At 70.4% G+C, this 16,060-nt stretch carries 21 protein-coding genes and 2 tRNA genes; 9 read left to right on the top strand and 14 right to left on the bottom strand.

Going from position 1 to position 16,060, the window contains the following annotated elements; genetic code table 11:
- Nucleotides 1–9: 9 nt before the first annotated feature.
- The 6 genes from nuoE to ASF39_RS01070 all read right to left on the bottom strand — a co-directional run bounded on the left by nuoE (nt 10) and on the right by ASF39_RS01070 (nt 4,673).
- The gene (nuoE, locus tag ASF39_RS01095) at nt 10–1,299 is read right to left on the bottom strand and encodes an NADH-quinone oxidoreductase subunit NuoE (RefSeq protein WP_056280455.1); all 1,290 of its coding nucleotides are present in this window, start codon (nt 1,297–1,299) and stop codon (nt 10–12) included.
- A gap of 19 nt (nt 1,300–1,318) precedes the next feature.
- Nucleotides 1,319–2,509: an NADH-quinone oxidoreductase subunit D gene (locus ASF39_RS01090; protein ID WP_056280452.1), complete on the bottom strand. Its 1,191-nt coding sequence runs from the start codon at nt 2,507–2,509 to the stop codon at nt 1,319–1,321.
- Nucleotides 2,510–2,573: 64 nt separating this feature from the next.
- The gene (locus ASF39_RS01085) at nt 2,574–2,993 is read right to left on the bottom strand and encodes a four helix bundle protein (protein WP_244472224.1); all 420 of its coding nucleotides are present in this window, start codon (nt 2,991–2,993) and stop codon (nt 2,574–2,576) included.
- Between the two features lie 7 nt (nt 2,994–3,000).
- Complete coding sequence (locus ASF39_RS01080; protein WP_055879131.1) at nt 3,001–3,648, bottom strand: NADH-quinone oxidoreductase subunit C; 648 nt, start codon at nt 3,646–3,648, stop codon at nt 3,001–3,003.
- Nucleotides 3,649–3,668: 20 nt separating this feature from the next.
- A complete protein-coding gene (locus ASF39_RS01075) occupies nt 3,669–4,256 on the bottom strand; it encodes an NADH-quinone oxidoreductase subunit B (protein ID WP_055879127.1) in 588 nt (195 codons plus the stop codon).
- 51 nt (nt 4,257–4,307) lie between these two features.
- The gene (locus ASF39_RS01070; protein WP_055879124.1) at nt 4,308–4,673 is read right to left on the bottom strand and encodes an NADH-quinone oxidoreductase subunit A; all 366 of its coding nucleotides are present in this window, start codon (nt 4,671–4,673) and stop codon (nt 4,308–4,310) included.
- A gap of 393 nt (nt 4,674–5,066) precedes the next feature.
- On the opposite strand from ASF39_RS01070, the gene ASF39_RS01065 reads away from it, so the two are divergent.
- Both ASF39_RS01065 and ASF39_RS01060 read left to right on the top strand, forming a co-directional pair.
- Nucleotides 5,067–5,143 (top strand) — tRNA-Asp (locus tag ASF39_RS01065).
- 135 nt (nt 5,144–5,278) lie between these two features.
- Nucleotides 5,279–5,779 carry a CAP domain-containing protein gene (locus ASF39_RS01060; RefSeq protein ID WP_056281093.1) on the top strand — a complete coding sequence of 167 codons (501 nt, stop codon included), beginning with the start codon at nt 5,279–5,281 and terminating at the stop codon, nt 5,777–5,779.
- 23 nt (nt 5,780–5,802) lie between these two features.
- Here ASF39_RS01060 and ASF39_RS01055 read toward each other — a convergent pair whose 3' ends face one another.
- A complete protein-coding gene (locus tag ASF39_RS01055) occupies nt 5,803–6,918 on the bottom strand; it encodes an NAD(P)/FAD-dependent oxidoreductase (protein ID WP_056280444.1) in 1,116 nt (371 codons plus the stop codon).
- An 89-nt stretch (nt 6,919–7,007) separates the two neighbouring features.
- A tRNA-Val gene (locus tag ASF39_RS01050) sits at nt 7,008–7,083 on the bottom strand.
- A 106-nt stretch (nt 7,084–7,189) separates the two neighbouring features.
- On the opposite strand from ASF39_RS01050, the gene ASF39_RS01045 reads away from it, so the two are divergent.
- Nucleotides 7,190–7,393, top strand: a complete 204-nt coding sequence (locus tag ASF39_RS01045) for a hypothetical protein (RefSeq protein ID WP_055879117.1) — start codon at nt 7,190–7,192, stop codon at nt 7,391–7,393.
- Nucleotides 7,393–7,575 (top strand): DUF3606 domain-containing protein, encoded by a 183-nt coding sequence (locus ASF39_RS01040; protein WP_055879114.1) that lies wholly within the window; start codon nt 7,393–7,395, stop codon nt 7,573–7,575. Before ASF39_RS01045 ends, ASF39_RS01040 begins: the two co-directional genes overlap by 1 nt.
- 55 nt (nt 7,576–7,630) lie before the next feature.
- Here the strand turns inward: ASF39_RS01040 and ASF39_RS01035 are convergent, their stop codons facing one another.
- Nucleotides 7,631–7,909, bottom strand: a complete 279-nt coding sequence (locus ASF39_RS01035) for a hypothetical protein (RefSeq protein WP_055879111.1) — start codon at nt 7,907–7,909, stop codon at nt 7,631–7,633.
- Nucleotides 7,910–8,095: 186 nt separating this feature from the next.
- On the opposite strand from ASF39_RS01035, the gene ASF39_RS21800 reads away from it, so the two are divergent.
- From ASF39_RS21800 to ASF39_RS01010, 5 genes are all read left to right on the top strand, one after another.
- The gene (locus ASF39_RS21800) at nt 8,096–8,434 is read left to right on the top strand and encodes a hypothetical protein (protein ID WP_200938130.1); all 339 of its coding nucleotides are present in this window, start codon (nt 8,096–8,098) and stop codon (nt 8,432–8,434) included.
- Nucleotides 8,435–8,516: 82 nt separating this feature from the next.
- Entirely contained in the window at nt 8,517–8,900 is a 384-nt protein-coding gene (locus ASF39_RS21795; protein WP_200938128.1) for a hypothetical protein, read from the top strand.
- Between the two features lie 165 nt (nt 8,901–9,065).
- Nucleotides 9,066–9,689: an adenylyl-sulfate kinase gene (gene cysC / locus ASF39_RS01020; protein ID WP_055879108.1), complete on the top strand. Its 624-nt coding sequence runs from the start codon at nt 9,066–9,068 to the stop codon at nt 9,687–9,689.
- A gap of 133 nt (nt 9,690–9,822) precedes the next feature.
- On the top strand, nt 9,823–10,941 hold the full coding sequence (locus tag ASF39_RS01015; protein WP_056280441.1) for a hypothetical protein: 1,119 nt from the start codon (nt 9,823–9,825) through the stop codon (nt 10,939–10,941).
- 80 nt (nt 10,942–11,021) lie between these two features.
- Nucleotides 11,022–11,591, top strand: coding sequence for a hypothetical protein (locus ASF39_RS01010; protein ID WP_056280438.1), 570 nt, complete (start codon nt 11,022–11,024; stop codon nt 11,589–11,591).
- A gap of 109 nt (nt 11,592–11,700) precedes the next feature.
- Here the strand turns inward: ASF39_RS01010 and ASF39_RS01005 are convergent, their stop codons facing one another.
- Genes ASF39_RS01005 through ASF39_RS00985 form a run of 5 tightly spaced genes read right to left on the bottom strand, consistent with a single transcriptional unit; the run spans nt 11,701 to nt 16,055 of the window.
- On the bottom strand, nt 11,701–12,984 hold the full coding sequence (locus tag ASF39_RS01005) for an MSMEG_0569 family flavin-dependent oxidoreductase (protein WP_056280434.1): 1,284 nt from the start codon (nt 12,982–12,984) through the stop codon (nt 11,701–11,703).
- A gap of 37 nt (nt 12,985–13,021) precedes the next feature.
- Nucleotides 13,022–13,303, bottom strand: coding sequence for an MSMEG_0570 family nitrogen starvation response protein (locus ASF39_RS01000; protein WP_056280431.1), 282 nt, complete (start codon nt 13,301–13,303; stop codon nt 13,022–13,024).
- A gap of 11 nt (nt 13,304–13,314) precedes the next feature.
- Nucleotides 13,315–14,496, bottom strand: coding sequence for an MSMEG_0565 family glycosyltransferase (locus tag ASF39_RS00995; protein ID WP_056280427.1), 1,182 nt, complete (start codon nt 14,494–14,496; stop codon nt 13,315–13,317).
- A gap of 18 nt (nt 14,497–14,514) precedes the next feature.
- Nucleotides 14,515–15,498 carry a sll0787 family AIR synthase-like protein gene (locus ASF39_RS00990; RefSeq protein WP_056280424.1) on the bottom strand — a complete coding sequence of 328 codons (984 nt, stop codon included), beginning with the start codon at nt 15,496–15,498 and terminating at the stop codon, nt 14,515–14,517.
- Complete coding sequence (locus ASF39_RS00985; RefSeq protein ID WP_056280421.1) at nt 15,495–16,055, bottom strand: MSMEG_0567/Sll0786 family nitrogen starvation N-acetyltransferase; 561 nt, start codon at nt 16,053–16,055, stop codon at nt 15,495–15,497. The genes ASF39_RS00990 and ASF39_RS00985 overlap by 4 nt, the downstream gene beginning before the upstream one ends.
- Nucleotides 16,056–16,060 lie beyond the last annotated feature (5 nt).

Here is a 16,060-nt window from a genome sequence, read left to right as displayed (position 1 = left end):
GTCAGCGCCTCACTTGTCGGATGCTGCGAGGGCCGCAGCCTGCGCCACCCAGCCCTCGCGGTCGATGCGGCCCGGGAACGCGAGATAGGTGCCGACCCAGGCGACCTCGTCGCGGGTCCAGGCGGCGATCTGGTCGAAATGGTGGATCCCGAGCGCGTGAAGACGCGCCGCGTTGCCCGGTCCGATCCCCTTGATCCGGGTCAGCTCATCGGCCCGGCCGCCCCGTGCGGCGTCGAGGCCCGGCGGCCGTCTGCCCACGGCGTCTGCCCTCTGTTCCGGGCTGGCGTCCTTGGGCAGGCCCGCGATGGCTTTCGCGACGCGGGCTTCCTCGGCTTCCGCCGCGACCTCGCCGTCGCTGGCACCCGAGGCCACGGGCTGGGGCGGCGGCTCGCCGCGCGGCAGCGACGATTGCGTTCCCGCCTCGCCGCCCGACGCCTCGCCCGATGCGACGACGCCGGACGACTCCGTATGGGTGCTCGCCGGCACCGGGGTCTGTCCGGCGGCGGCACGTTGGGCCGGCGCATCGATGGCATTGGTGCCGACCGCGCGCCCGGCATCGGGCCGCGCGGGCTTGGGATCGACGGCCGCGCGCCGCTCGGAGGAGGCCGCCTCGTCCTTGCCCTTGGCATCGGTCTCGTCGGCGGCCTGGTCCTCGAACCGCTTGCGCCAGGCGCCGACCCGCGACCCGTCGAACAGGCTCGCATCGGTGAGCGTGGCCGCCCCGGCCGCCGGCTCGGACGAGACCCGCCCGACCTGCGAGCCGACCTTGACCGGACGCCCCGCCGCGAGGTCGTCCATCAGCACGCCGAGGGATTGGGGCGTGAGATCCTCGTAGTAATCCTGGTTGATCTGGGCCATCGGCGCGTTGCAGCAGGCACCCAGGCACTCGACCTCGAGCCAGGAGAAGTTGCCGTCGGCGCTGACGTGGCCGGGGGGGCCGAGGCGACCCTGGAGGTAGTCCTTCAACTCGCGCGCGCCGCAGGAATCGCACGGCACCGTACCGCAGAGCTGGATCCAGAACCGGCCGACCGGCTCCAGCGCGAACATCGTGTAGAAGGTCGCCACTTCGAGCACGCGGATGTGCGGCATGCCGAGCTCGTCGGCCACCGCCTCGATGGCCTTCTGCGGCAGCCAGCCGCCGTTCTGCTCCTGCGCCTTCCACAGAAGCGGGATCACCGCCGAGGCCTGCCGGCCCTCGGGGTACTTCTCGATTTGGCCCTTGGCCCATTCGGCGTTCTCGGGCGAGAACGCGAACGAGGCGGGCTGCTCGGCAGCGGGAGCGAGTCGACGGTTGGCCATCAGTCCTGAACCTTGATCCTCACCGGTCCACTTCGCCGAACACGATGTCCAGCGTGCCGAGCACGCAGGACACGTCGGCCAGCATGTGCCCGCGGCACATCCAATCCATCGCCTGGAGGTGGGCGAAGCCCGGAGCGCGGATCTTGCAGCGGTACGGCTTGTTGGTGCCGTCCGACACCAGATAGACGCCGAACTCGCCCTTTGGGGCCTCGACCGCGGCGTAGACCTCGCCGGTGGGCACGTGGAACCCTTCGGTGTAGAGCTTGAAGTGGTGGATCAGCGCTTCCATCGAGCGCTTCATCTCGCGGCGCGGCGGCGGCGCGACCTTGCCGTCGGTGGCCGCGATCGGACCCTGACCGGCGGGCTCGCGCAGCTTGGCGCAGCACTGCCGCATGATCTTGGCGGATTCCCGCATCTCCTCCATGCGGATGACCTGGCGATCGTAGGTGTCGCCGTTCTTTCCCACGGGGATGTCGAATTCCATCTCCTCGTAGCACTCGTAGGGCTGCGACTTGCGCAGGTCCCACGGGATGCCCGAGCCGCGCACCATCACGCCCGAGAACCCCCAGGCCATGGCCTCGTCCACCGTGACGATGCCGATGTCGACGTTGCGCTGCTTGAAGATGCGGTTGCCCATGACGAGGTTGTCGAGGTCGTCGACCACCTGCAGGAACGGGTCGATGAACGCCTCGATGTCGTCGATCAACGCGGGCGGCAGGTCCTGGTGGACGCCGCCGGGCCGGAAGTAGTTGGCGTGGAGGCGGGCACCGGACGCGCGCTCGTAGAAGATCATCAGCTTCTCGCGCTCCTCGAAACCCCAGAGCGGAGGCGTGAGGGCGCCGACGTCCATCGCCTGCGTGGTGACGTTGAGGAGGTGCGAGAGGATGCGGCCGATCTCGCAGAACAGCACCCGGATGAGCTGGGCGCGGCGAGGAACTTCGAGCCCGAGCAGCTTCTCGATGCCGAGGCAGAAGGCATGCTCCTGGTTCATCGGCGAGACGTAGTCGAGCCGGTCGAAATACGGCGTCGCCTGCAGGTAGGTCTTGTACTCGATCAGCTTCTCGGTGCCGCGATGGAGCAGGCCGATGTGCGGATCGACCCGCTCGACGATCTCGCCGTCGAGTTCGAGCACGAGGCGCAGCACACCGTGCGCCGCCGGATGCTGCGGCCCGAAGTTGATCGCGAAGTTGCGGATGTTGTGCTCGGTCATCGGGCGTCTCCGGCTGCGCCGGAGGGCGAATGGCGAGTGGCGAATGGCGAATGGATTGCCGGCATCAGCGCGATCCCTTCTCGATCTCGACGCGTCGTTGCAGAGACCTGATCAAGGCCCGCAGCTGACGTCCTACGGACTCGCAGCGCTTCAGGATGACGCCGACATGATCGTGTTCGGCGAGGCCGACGCGCCCGCTCAGGAGCAGATGCGTTTCAAGCTCTTTCAACGAGCCCTGTGAAATGCGCAGGAAATGAACGAACGACACGGTGCTTTCGCGCCCATGACCTTCCGCGATGTTGGCCGCGATGGAGGTCGCCGCGCGGCGGATCTGCGACGACAGGCCAAACATCTCCTCACGCGGAAATGGTTTCGTGAACCCGTAGCACGACTCGGCGAGCGTCATGGCATCCTGCCAGACGTCGAGGTCGCGATACGAGCTGATGGGCCTGTCGCCATCCATTCGCCATTCGCCATTCGCCATTCGCCCCTTACGCTTTCGCCTTCTCGTCGCCAGGCAGCACGTACTCCGTGCCCTCCCACGGCGACAGGAAGTCGAAGTTCCGGAATTCCTGGGTCAGCTTGACCGGCTCGTAGACCACCCGGGCCTCGTCCTGGTCGTAGCGGACCTCCACGAAGCCGGTCAGGGGGAAGTCCTTGCGCAGCGGGTGGCCCTCGAAACCGTAGTCGGTCAGCAGCCGGCGCAGGTCGGGGTGGCCCGAGAACAGGATGCCGTAGAGGTCGTAGGTCTCGCGCTCGAACCAGTTGGCGGCGGGAAACACGTCGATCGCGGAAGGCACCGGCGTGGTCTCGTCGGTCTCGACCTTCACGCGGATGCGGCTGTTATGGCGCAGCGAGAGCAGGTGGTAGACCACGTCGAAGCGCTTGGCCCGGCTCGGATAATCGGCGCCGCAGATGTCGATGAAGCAGCGGAAGGCGCAGGCCGGGTCGTCGCGCAGGAAGGTCAGTGCGGCGACGATGGCGTCGGCCGGGACGACCAGCGTCAGTTCGCCGAAGGCGATCGAACGGGAGACCACCGCCGCCCCGAGACCGGCGGCGACATGGTCGGACAGCGCCTGCAGCGCCGCCTCGCCGGTGGGCGCCTGGGTATGGCGCAGGATCGTGATGCCGTTGCTCATGCGATGACGTCCCCCCGCCTCTAGCGTTCGATGGTGCCGATGCGGCGGATTTTCTTTTGCAGGAGCAGGACGCCGTACAGCAGCGCTTCGGCCGTCGGCGGGCAGCCCGGAACGTAGATGTCCACCGGCACGACGCGGTCGCAGCCGCGGACCACCGAGTAGGAATAGTGGTAGTAGCCGCCGCCGTTGGCGCAGCTTCCCATCGAGATGACGTAGCGCGGCTCCGGCATCTGGTCGTAGACCTTGCGCAGCGCGGGAGCCATCTTGTTGGTGAGCGTGCCGGCGACGATCATCACGTCGGACTGGCGCGGGCTTCCGCGCGGCGCGAAGCCGAAGCGCTCGCAGTCGTAGCGCGGCATCGACATCTGCATCATCTCGACGGCGCAGCAGGCGAGCCCGAAGGTCATCCACATCAGCGAGCCGGTGCGGGCCCAGTTGATGAGGTCGTCGGTGGAGGTGATCAGGAAGCCGCGGTCGGCGAGCTCGCTGCTGATCGACAGGAAGGTCGGGTCGTTGGCGCCCACGGGCTGGCCCGTGTTGGGATCGATGATCCCCTTGGGGGCCGGGGCGACCTGCGGGGCGCGGGAGATGTCGGGGCTGAAGGCCATCGGTTTCTCGGGATCAGGCTTCGGTCGGGGCGGGAGCGAAGGGCGCGGGCGCTAGTCCCACTCCAGGGCGCCCTTGCGCCACTCGTAGACGAACCCGACGGTGAGCACGCCGAGGAAGGCCATCATCGACCACATCCCGAACCAGCCGAGCTCTCCGAAGGTGATGGCCCAGGGGAACAGGAAGGCGACCTCGAGATCGAAGATGATGAACAGGATCGCCACCAGGTAGAAGCGCACGTCGAACTTCATGCGCGCGTCGTCGAAGGCGTTGAAGCCGCACTCGTAGGCCGAGAGCTTCTCCGGGTCGGGGCTGTTGTAGGCCACCAGGAACGGCGCCACGAGGAGGGCGGCGGCGATGAACAGAGACACGCCGATGAAGACGATGAGGGGCAGGTAATCCGCCAGCAGACCGGTCATGGGACGCCTCTCGCGCTCTTTTGGGGTCGTCGCGACGCCTGGCATATGACCCTTGCCAAGGCACCGACGGCGATGTGGAACTGGTCCAGTGTCAGACTGCGAGACCCGGCTTAGACGAGCACCCTGGGTGAAACAAGGGCACCCTGCGCCGCACAAATCGAGTGCTGTCATGCAGATGGGAGGCGCGGCGCGACTGGCAACACGACGGATCGGCGCAGATGGCCCGAGCCTTGCCGCACGAGCCCTGCCACGAATGCACGAGCCTCTCCGCGAATGATCGTCCGGACCGGCGTCGTCCCTCAATCGTCGCCCCGGCGATTCCGATGCTTGACAGCCCCCACCCCCGTCCCTAAACCCCGCCCACCGACGCCCCGAGGGGCGCCGCAACGCCACGCGGGCGTAGCTCAGTTGGTTAGAGTGCCGGCCTGTCACGCCGGAGGTCGCGGGTTCGAGCCCCGTCGCCCGCGCCACGTTTCTCGATGAACTTCAGTCCCCTCGCGATCGATCGCAGGTTTCTCCGTCTCCACGGAACGCTGACCCGTGCCCTCATCGTGCTTTATGCGTGCAATGGGTGGGACCGTCCGAACAGGTGGGCCATCCTCACGATGACGTCCGTTCCGAAGATCGCCCGTCGCATCCTCGCCCTCGGTTTCGTGCTGGGGCTGGCAGGGTGCGGGACACCCGCGATCTTCGGCGAGCCGGCCCTTCCCACCAGCGTCGTGATCCTCGACGAGGAGGCCGCCGCGGCCGCGATCTCGCAATACCGGGCGCGGCACGGCCTGGGGCCGGTCACCGTCGATTCGGGTCTGGTGCGGGCCGCCTCGCTCCAGGCGCGGGTCAACGCCGAGGCCGGGCGCCTCAGCCACGACCTCGGCGGCGGCTTCCATGCGCGGATGGCAGCGGCCGGAGCCGGCAGGGCCTATGCGGCCGAGAACCTCGGCGCCGGGGCCACCACCTTCGACGAGGCCTTCGCCCGCTGGAAGGCCTCCTCCGAGCACAACAAGAACATGCTGATCCCGCAGCTCAAGCGGGTCGGCATCGCGAGGGTCGATGCGCCGGGCTCGCGCTACAAGCGGTTCTGGGCGCTGGTCCTGGCGAGCGGCTGACCCATCGCCGCCGGTCTTGCCCGTCAGTCCTTCGCGATGCAGGCGGCCACCCGGTCGGCCAGATCCAGCGACGCGGTCAGTCCCGGGCTCTCGATCCCCAGGAGGTTGACGAGACCGGCGATGCCATGGGTCTCCGGTCCCTGGATCAGGAAATCGCGCGCCGGCTCGCCGCGGAGGCCGAGCTTGGGGCGGATGCCGGCGTAGCCGGGCTGGATCGTGCCGTCCGGCAACGCGGGCCAATAGCGCCGCACGGCGGCGTAGAACCCGTCCGCGCGGGCGGGATCGACGGCGTAGTCGAGGGGGGAGTCGACCCATTCCACGTCCGGCCCGAACCGCAGCTGGCCGCCCAGGTCGATGGTGATGTGCACCCCGAGGCCCGCCGCCTCCGGCACCGGATAGACGAGGTGCCGGAACGGCGAGCGCCCGGCATAGGTGAAGTAGCTGCCCTTGGCATAGGACAGCTGCGGCCGGTGCATGGCTGGAAAACCGTCGAGCCCCGCCAACAACCGGTCGGCGTGCAGGCCGGCACTGGTGACGACGGTTTCGGCCAGAAGCCGCGTCTCGCCGCCGCCGGCATCCCTGGCGCGCAGCATCACCCCGTCCGCACCGATCTCGCCGCCGACGACCGTGGTGCCGAAAGCGATCATCCCGCCGGCGTCCTCGAAGTCGCCCCGCAGCGCCAGCATGTATCCGTGCGAATCGACGATGCCGGTCTCGCGCGAGAGGAGCGCGGCCCGGCACCGCAACGCCGGTTCGAGGCCGGCGACGGCGGCCGCGCCAAGCCGGTCCAGGCCCTCGACGCCGTTGGCGAGGCCGTTGGCGTAGAGCGCGTCCAGCCGCGCGACCTCGCCCTCGTCGCAGGCCACGACGAGCTTGCCGCAGCGCCGGTGGGCGATGCCGCGCGCCTCGCAATAGGCATAGAGCCTGTGGCGTCCGCTCACGCAGCTTTGCGCCTTCAGGCTCGCTTGAGGATAGTAGAGCCCGGCATGAACGACCTCGCTGTTGCGCGACGAGGTCTCGGTGCCGATCGCCAGGGCCGCTTCGAGGAGGACGACCTCACGCCCGGCGAGAGCCAGGGCACGGGCACAGGCGAGGCCGACGACCCCGGCCCCCACCACGACGCACTCGACGGTCTCCATCGGGCGATCGCCTCACTTGCGGCCGTGGTCCGCGAAGGACCTGCGGCCATGATCCGCAAACGTCCTGCGGCCGTGATCCGCGAAGGATATGGTGGGCGGTGACGGGCTCGAACCGCCGACCCTCTCCGTGTAAAGGAGACGCTCTACCAACTGAGCTAACCGCCCGCATCGTCCCGGGCTCGTACCGGATGCGGGTGTGCGGGTGCAAGCCCCGGCGGATCGGTCGCCGGCGGGACCGAGGTCTGCCCGCGGTCATGATGGAGAGCGACCTGTGTCGAGCCCGAGAGATCTCAAGGTTCAGATGGCGGCCGAGACGCGGGCCCGGGAGCGGGCCCAGGCGCTCGCTCGCTCCGAATCGGCCAGGGCCGCGCGTGCCGAAGCCGCGCTGAAGGCGATGGAAGCGGACCGGGACCAGTGGAAGGCGAAAGCCATGGCGGCCGACCCTCAGATGACGACGGCGATGGAGACGGTGTGATGGCTGGCCTCAAGGAGAAGCGCGGCTTCATCGACAAGGACAGGCTCGATCTCTCCGAGCGCAGGGCGGTCGCCCATTGGATGAAGCGCTGGGGCGTGAGCGAGGATCAGATCGTCACCGCCCACCGCAAGGCCGGACACATGGTCAAGGACATCGCGGCCGAGCTCGGCAAGAAGCGGTGATCCGACCGGAACCGGTGATCGGAGAGGCTGAACCGCGTCCTCGAACCGGACGGGTTCAGTACGGATAGCCGTAGGGCGGCGAAGGCCGCGGGCCGCGCCGGTCGTAGCGAACGGGACGGTCGCCGCGCCCTTCGTAGGCACCGAGATAGGGGTCGAGCCGGGGACTGCGGTAGTTGCCGTTGTTGACGCCGGCGGAGCGGTCGTTTCCGCTCTCGGCCGCATAGGGTGACAGCCCGCTCCCGCTGCCACTTCCACCCCGCGCGAACGCGGGCGATGCCAGGGCGCCCACGACGGCCGCCGCCAGGACGATTCGTACTGTCGACGACACGCGCATGGCAGTCTCCTCTGCTCGGGAAGAACGCCTCGATGGGGCGTCCACCCGGCCGCCTGGCGAAACGCCGTTCCGACCATGTCAACGGCGGCTGTCATCGGCGGTTCCGATGCCGGCACTCGCCCGGTGCGGTCCCGATTTGGCATGAGCTGTGCTGACGGTGTCATGCCGATACTGGCGGGCGCCGGCATGACACCGGAGAGTGATCTGATCGGCATCGCCATCTTCGGGGAAGACCTCGACCGGCCGGCACAACTGACGATCTGGCCGTTCTGCGTGGCCGGCGCCGACGGTGGTGGCGCCAAGGGGGTCGAACCCCGCGACATGCCAAGCCTGCGACAGGCCCTGGACGAGGCCTTCGCCGCCCTGAGGGCGGCCACCGGCTCGCCGTGGATCATCACCGACAGCGGGCTCATCCTCACGCCGGCCAGCCTGCTCGCCCTCCTGCCCCATGCCGCCGCCATCGAAGGCGCCGCCATCGAAGGCGCCATCTTCGACGCCGCGACGTTCGAAGCCCCCGGCGCTTAAGCCGCCGCTAACCATTCCGGCGGACGGATCGGATCGCAGTCGCCCCCGTCGGGCACACTGCCGGCCGAGTCGGAGACGCGCGATGTTCCTGTTGATGTTTGCGGCCATCGGCGGCGGCCTCGCGACGGCGTCGATCCTGTCGCCCTTCGGCGCCACCCTCGCCGCGGTCGGCGCCCCGTTCGGCGGCAGCCTGTGCGCCCTCCTGGCGGCCGTCTACCTGACCCGCCACGGTGCCGATGCGGTCGACCGGAACGGCCGCGACGGGCATGACGAGGAGCGCCGGACGGATGCCCTGGTGGCGGCCCTGCGCGATGTCGCCGCCCGCGGCGCGGTCGTCCCGCAAGACGTCGTCGCCCAAGACATCGGCGCCCAAGACATCGTCGCCCAAGACGTCGGCGCCCAAGACATCGTCCCCAAGGAGGCCGGTACGAAGGTGGACGGGACCAGCCGGTCTCGTGTCGCCTGACTCCGTCCCTCGCAGAGCCGCCGTCGCGAACCGCCGGAAACCATCGGATACACGACGTGCCTTGTGGCCGCACGCCGGCGTACCTTAAGGGTGGAGGGGGCAAGTCTTCGATCGTCTTGACCCTCGGTTTCCTGTCCTCGGTTTTCTGTCCTCGGTTTTTGCGGAATGTCGATCGACGATCTCACCTGGACCGTGCTGCAGCCGCGGGAGAATCGCTGGTCCGGCCTCGGTCAGAGGCCGGTCATCGCGTGGTTCACGGGGTTGTCCGGTGCCGGCAAGTCGACCATCGCCAACGCCGCCGACCGCGCCCTGACCGTGGCCGGGCGCCACACCATGGTGCTCGACGGCGACAACCTCCGCAGCGGCCTCAACCGCGATCTGGGCTTCAGCACGCAGGACCGCAACGAGAACGTCCGCCGCGCGGCCGAGACGGCGGCGCTGATGGCCGAGGCGGGCCTCGTCTGCATCGTGTCCCTGATCTCGCCCCTGCGGGCGGAGCGCGAGACCGCCCGGCGCATCGCGGGCGATATCCCCTTCCTCGAGGTCTTCGTGAGCACGCCGCTGCCGGTCTGCGAGGCCCGCGACCCCAAGGGGCTCTACCGGCGGGCCAGGGCGGGGCAGGTCAAGGACTTCACCGGGATCTCGGCACCCTACGAGCCGCCCATCGATCCCGACCTCACGCTGGCGACCCAGGGCTGCACGGCGGCCGAATCGGCCGGCCCGCTCGTCGCGGAGATCCTGGGGCTGAGTGCGTGGACGACGGTGCGGGAGGGCCCCCGCGGCCCCTGAGCGACCGCGCCATCCGCATCGCAAATCCATCGCGGCCAAGCCTCACGACCGATGGCCCCAACTCAATGCGTTCGCCGTACCTCGCTCACCGGAGCGGCCTCGCCACCGAACCCAAGGACGACCCGACCTCCTCATGCGCCGCGGAATCGTTCACATCGGGATGCCCCGCACGGGCTCGACCTCGCTGCAGGTCGTCCTCACCCACCTGAGGCCCCACCTGCCGGCCCGCGGCATCCTCTACCCCGAGATCAAGCCGCGTTCCGTCGCCTGGGTCTCCCCCAACCATCAGGTTCTGGGCGAAACCTTCGAGGGCCGTCGGCCGGCCCACGAGAGGGCCGAGTGCCTGGCGCTTCTCGCGCGGACGTTGGCAGAGACGCGGGCCGACACCGTCATCCTGTCGTACGAGAACTTCGCCCAGTACCATCCGCGTCTCGGCGTGCCCGAGCTGCTTGCCTCCATCCTGTCGGCGCATGGCTTCGCCATGGAGATCGCGGTGGTCGTGAAGGCCCCGTCCGAGCAGCTCAACTCGGTCTACAGCCATCGCGCCCAGCTGATCCACGAGACGCGCGGCTTCCGCGCCTACGCCGAGCGGGCCTGGCCCTCGGGCTGGTTCGATTACGATGCCCTGGTGGAGCCCTGGGTCGCGGCGGCGCAGGGGCGCATCACCGCCATCCCCCTGCGCGACCGCCGCTCGGACGCGTCCCTGCTGGAGCGTGTCCTGACCGGCATCGGTCTCTTCGACCGGATCGGCGACCTGATCGGCCCGGCCGACCACGGCCTCGTGCGCAATCGCTCCCCCGGGCCGATCGCCGTCGAGGCGAGCCGCCGCCTGCGCAGCTTGCGCGTCCACCGCCAGACCCGCGTCCATACCCGCGCGATCGGCCATTTCATCGACGAGCACGCCTGGGCGAGGGGATGGGATCCGGTTCCCTTCCTCGGCGACGCCCCGGATCTGCTCCGTCTCATCGACGCGCATTACGGCCCGACCAACGACCGCTTCGCCCGGCGCGTCTGGGGGGCGCCGTGGGCGGCCGTGGCCAGGGACGCCACGGACCGCGAACCGAACGAGCTCGCCGGGCGGCCGATCCCGGCCGAAACCGAGGAGGCCGTCGCCTGGCTGATGGACCGGACCATGGCGCACCACGGCTTTCGCCGGCCGCCGCGGTGGTGGTGCCAGGCCATGAACCGGCTCGAGGACGGGGCCACCCGCCTGGCGCCGCTGGTCCGCACCCGCGGCTGGCGCGTGACCTGACCGATCGCGCGGGATCGGGCGCGATCCTTGCCCGTTGACGGCGCTGGCACCGCGCCCTGACGCCCCGCGAGGACATGACGATGGACACCACGCCGCTTCCCCACACCACCTTCCATGCGCCGGCCGTCCTGCTGTCGGGCCCCGTCGACCACGACATGTACCGGCAGTTCCGGCGCCAGCTCGACGCCGCCGCCGAGCGGACCCTCGTGGTGGTCGAACTCTCCACACTCGGTGGCGACCCGGAGGTGGCGCGCATGATGGGCGAGGACATCCGCTTCAACAGCGAGATCGCCCCCGAGCGCCGGTTCGCCTTCCTCGGCAAGGCCGCGATCTACTCCGCCGGCACCACCTTCATGAGCTTCTTCGCGCGCCACAACCGCTACCTCACCCGCGGCACGCGCCTGATGATCCACGAGCGCAAGCTCTCGAAGGAGCTCAAGATCAACGGGCCGCTCACCACCTGCGTCGCCACCGTGAAGGCGGCCCTGCACGAGATCGAAGCCTCCATCGCCATCCAGAACGAGGGCTTCGCCCACCTTATCAAGGGCTCGCGCGTCACCATGAACGAGGTGCTCGATCGCGCGCCCTCGAATTGGTACATCGAGGCCGAGGAGGCGCGTGGCCTCGGGCTGATCGAGGCCGTCCTCTGACCGGGCCGGCCGCTGCTCGGCCGTGACCGTCCCGATGCGCGAGGCACGCGCCGGCGGGACGAGAAGCGCTCCAGGATACAGTCGCCGACCGATCCGAGCGGGAGCCTCGTCAGCTCGCGAGCGACAGCGCCACCGCGCGGGGCACCAGGCGCTCGGCGATCCGCTCGGCCAGGTACTCCGTATCCCGGGCGATGCCGGAGAAGCGGCCCGAGCCCCAGGTGTGGAGCCAGGGCAGCCCGACGAAGGACAGGCCCTCCACGGCGGTGACCCCGCGCCTGTGGACCGGCAGGCCGCGGTCGTCGAAGACCGGGGCGTCGACGAAGCTGAAGTCGGCGCGGAACCCCGTCGCCCAGACCACGGCGCCGATGCCGGCGGCCGCGCAATCGAGAGTTCGGGGAGCCGCCGCAGGCTGCCAGACCGGCCGGTAATGCGCCTCTGCCGGTGCGGCGATATCCTTGGCCGCGATGTGCCGGTCGATGGCCCCCTGGATGCCGACGTAGACCGCGTCGGCGCCGTCGAGGTTCTTCCCAAGGTCGTCAGCGAAGCGGAGGGTGCCGCCCTCGATGCCGGTGAGCCGCCCGTGCAGGGCCATGCCGTCGCGCGCGAAGCGGCGCAGGTCGATGTCGCGGCCGCCATCGCGGCCGGTGAGGTAGTGGTTGGCCTTGCGCCGCACGTCCTGCCCGAGGGGATGGTCATCGACCGAGAGATCGTACTGGCCCATCTCGGCCAGCCAATCGACGGCGTCGCGGCCACGGTAGCGGCGCGGACAGCGCGGCGCGCTGCCGACCACGAGGTGCACTTGGCGCCCGGCCAGATGCAGGTCCTCGGCGATCTGGCAGCCCGATTGGCCCGAGCCCACCACCAGCACCGCGCCCGCCGGCAGCTGCGCCGGATTGCGGTAGGCCGAGGAGTGGACCTGCGCGATGTCGGCGGGCAGCCCGGCGGAGAAGGCCGGGATCGCTGGCGCGTGGTAGCCGCTGATCGCCATCACCACCGCGTCGGCGCGATAGGTGCCGGCCTCGGTGTCGACGGTGAACCCGCCCTCCGGCCGGGGGCGGACCGCGGTCACGCCGACGCCGGTCATCAGGGGCGCTTCGATCGACCGGGCATAGGCTTCGATGTAGGCGACGATCTCGTCCCTGCCCATGAACCCGTGGGGATCGTCGCCCGCGTAGGGGAACCCCGGTAGCCGGCACTGCCAGTTCGGGGTGACGAGGCAGAAGCTGTCCCAGCGCTGGGTCTTCCAGGCGCTGGCGACGCCGCTCTTCTCGAAGACCAGGTGCTCGATGCCGCGCTCCTTGAGCTGACGGCTCATCGACAGCCCGGCCTGGCCGCCGCCGACCACGATCGCGGGGAGGTGGCGCGCGGCGGAATCCGCTCGGGTCTCGGTCATGCGGTCTCTCCTCGGAGTGTCGGTCGTGGTGGCGCCTTCAGCCCTCGAAGCGCTCGACGAGGACGTCGCCGTCGGGCGCCTGCGACCCGGCACCGGCTTCGATGCGCGCGAGCTGGCTCATGGCGAGGCTGCAGGGAAAGCCGTAGCGGGCCGCGACCCGGTCGCTGGCGATGACGAGGGCGGTGCGGCTGCGCGCCACGAATTCGGCGAGGGGATAGGCCTGCCCGACCGTGAGGTGCTCCTTGATGACCAGGGAGGGCGAGTAGCAGGCCTCGCGCCGGCCGTCGGGCCAGCGGATGTGGAAGTGCATCTCGGGCATGGTCTGGCCTCTCACGCATCGGAAAGGGCGCGCTTGCGGTCGCCGCAGGTGGCGTAGGCCGCCACGTGCTTGGCGGCGCAGGCGCGCCAGGAGTGGCGTCCGGCGATACCGGGGCCCGCCGCGACGAGGCGGGCGCGCAGATCGGGCGCGAGGACCGCCAGCATCGCCGTCGCGATGGCCGGCACGTCCTCGGGGTCGACGAACAGGGTGTCGCCGGGCGTCAGGTACTCGGTGAAGGGGGCGAGATCGGCGACGATGGTCGGGGTCCCGCTCGCCATCGCCTCCAGCACGCTCAGGCCGAACCCCTCCTTGAGGGAGGGGAACACCAGGGCGTCGGCGAGGCGGTAGAACGCGGGCATCGCCTCCTGCGGCACCGGGCCGGTGCGGATCACCGCCTGGCCCACGCCGACGTCGAGCCCGGCCCGGTCGAGGGCCGCCCGGCACCGGGCCTGGTAGCCGGCATGGTCGAGGAGGGAGGCGCCGCCGACCACCACGAGCTGCGCCTCCGGCCTGTCGGCGCGGACGCGGGCGAAGGCCTCGATGATGCGAAGGGCGTTCTTGCGCTCCTCGAACCCGCCCACCGAGAGATAGACCGGTCCGGGCCCGATGCCCCATTCGGCACGCAGGGCCGCGTCGCGCTCGCTCGGGACGGGACCGTAGGCGCTGGTGTCGACGCCGTTGCCGACGCTGTCGGCGCAGAGCCCGTAGTCGCGCTTGAGGGTCTCCTGCCACAGGCGGCTGACGCACAGCAGCGTCGTCGCTTCGTAGATCGCGCGGTCGTGCCAATAGGCGAGCTGCGGTTCGGCGAACTGGTCGAGGTGGTGCACGGTGCGCACGAAGGCCGGGATCAGCCGGCGGCGCATCAGGGTGGTCAGCGCGTTGCCGCTGATCGCGTCCTGGGCGTGGAACACGTCGAAATCGCAGGCCGCGGGCGAGGCGAAGTGGCGCTGGTAGTCGGCGATGCGCGCGCCCACCAGTTCGGCGGTGGAACCGGCCATGGGCCGGGCCGCCACCGGGACGGTGCGACAGCGGGCGGCGCGGAAGAAGCCCTGACCGCCGGGATCGGGCGCATGCACCACCGCGTCGTGGCCGAGTTCGGTCAGCGCCTCGCCGAGGCAGAGCGCATGGACCACGCCCCCGCGCGGATTGGTGGAATGGGTGAGGATCGCGATGCGCAACGGACGCTCTCTCATGGGCTCATGCTCATGCGCTCATGATCCTGCGCTCATGCCGCCGCAGCCGATCAGGGGACTGCCGGCGAAGTCCCAGACCACGGCCTCCTCCTCGCCCGCGACGATCCGCACCACCCGGCTCGCATCGACCGTGCCGATCGCGGAAGCCGCGATCCCGCGGGCCGTGAACCGGTCGAGGACGGCTCCGAGCCGGTCGGGCGCCACGCTCAGGAGGTAGCCGTAGCTAGGGAAGGCGGTGAGCCAGCGGGCGAGGGGGACGTCGGGGGGGCGCGGGATGCGGTCGAGGACGATGGCCGCCCCGACGCCCGAACATTCGAGCAGCATCAGCGCGGTGCCGACGACGCCGGCCATGCTGATGTCCTTGCCCGCTTCCGCGAGGCCGTCCTCGGCGATCTGCGCCAGCAGGCCGACGTCGGCGCGCAGGCGCCCGGGCGGGGCGCCGGTGGCGGCGTCCCAATAGGGATGCGGCTCCCGGAACCGGCCCCGCAGGTCGATGGCGGCGACGAGGAGGTCGCCGGGTCTCGCGGCAAAGCTCGTCAGGAGCCGCTCGGCCCGGCCGAGGATCGCCACGGCGAGGTGCTCGGCGCCGGCGCGGGCGTTGGTGTGGCCGCCCACCACCGGCACGCCGTAGGTCTCGGCCCCGGCCCGCAGGCCCGCCAGGATCGGTTCGGCCTGTGGCTGGTCGCGGCTCCACAGGGCGTCCACCACCGCGATCGGCCGGCCGCCCATGGCCGCGATGTCGCTCACGTTGACCATCACCCCGCAGAAGCCCGCGAAATACGGGTCCGCGGCGACGAAGCCGTCCATGAAGCCCTCGATGGCCAGGAGCAGGAAGCCGTCGCCGTCGGGGATCGCGGCGCAATCGTCGCCCAGCGGCACCGCCGCGTCCCGGCCGCCGAGGCCCAGGCGCGCGACCACCGCGTCGATGTCGCGCTTGTGGGCGACGCCGCGGCCTTCGCGGATGCCGCGGGCGATCTCGGCGAGGGTCGGCACGACGGTCATCCAAGTCCCCCGCCGCCCGCCCGCCGCAGCAGCGTCACGAGACCGGTCTCGGGGTCGGCCATGGCCGGGTAGCGGGTCAGATCCGCCTGCATCAGAGCATGCGGCAGGCCGTGAAGGTCGAGGGTGTCGAGGGCGACCCAGTGCAGGGCCTCGAACAGGGCGACGTTGCGGCCCTGGACGTGGGCGAGGAAGCGGGTGCAGCCGCGCGCATGGGCGGAGGCCACCGCCACGTGGATGAGCCCGGCCCCCAGCGCCCCGATCCGCCGGTAGTCTGCCGCCACCGCCAGGCGCGAGCCCCACCATTCGCCGGGGGTCTGCGTGTCCGCGTGGATGCGCACGGTGCCGACAACGGCATCGGCCTCGCCGCCGAGGGTGGAGAGGGCGCAGATCGGGATCGCCCGGGCGTCGACGGCGTCGGCATCGTCGCCCGGAAACACCGCCTGCTCCTGGCAGAAGACCCGCCGGCGCAGGGCGGCGGTGCCGGCCCGCTCCCAGTCCGAGGTCGCGAACTTGATGCGGAAGTGGCTCGGCCGATAGGGCGGGACCGGCTCGAACATCGGGC

Origin of the sequence: Methylobacterium sp. Leaf108, assembly GCF_001423265.1 — a bacterium.
In the GTDB taxonomy this organism is placed as follows: Bacteria; Pseudomonadota; Alphaproteobacteria; order Rhizobiales; family Beijerinckiaceae; genus Methylobacterium.
This window is presented reverse-complemented; position numbering and strand designations above follow the sequence as displayed.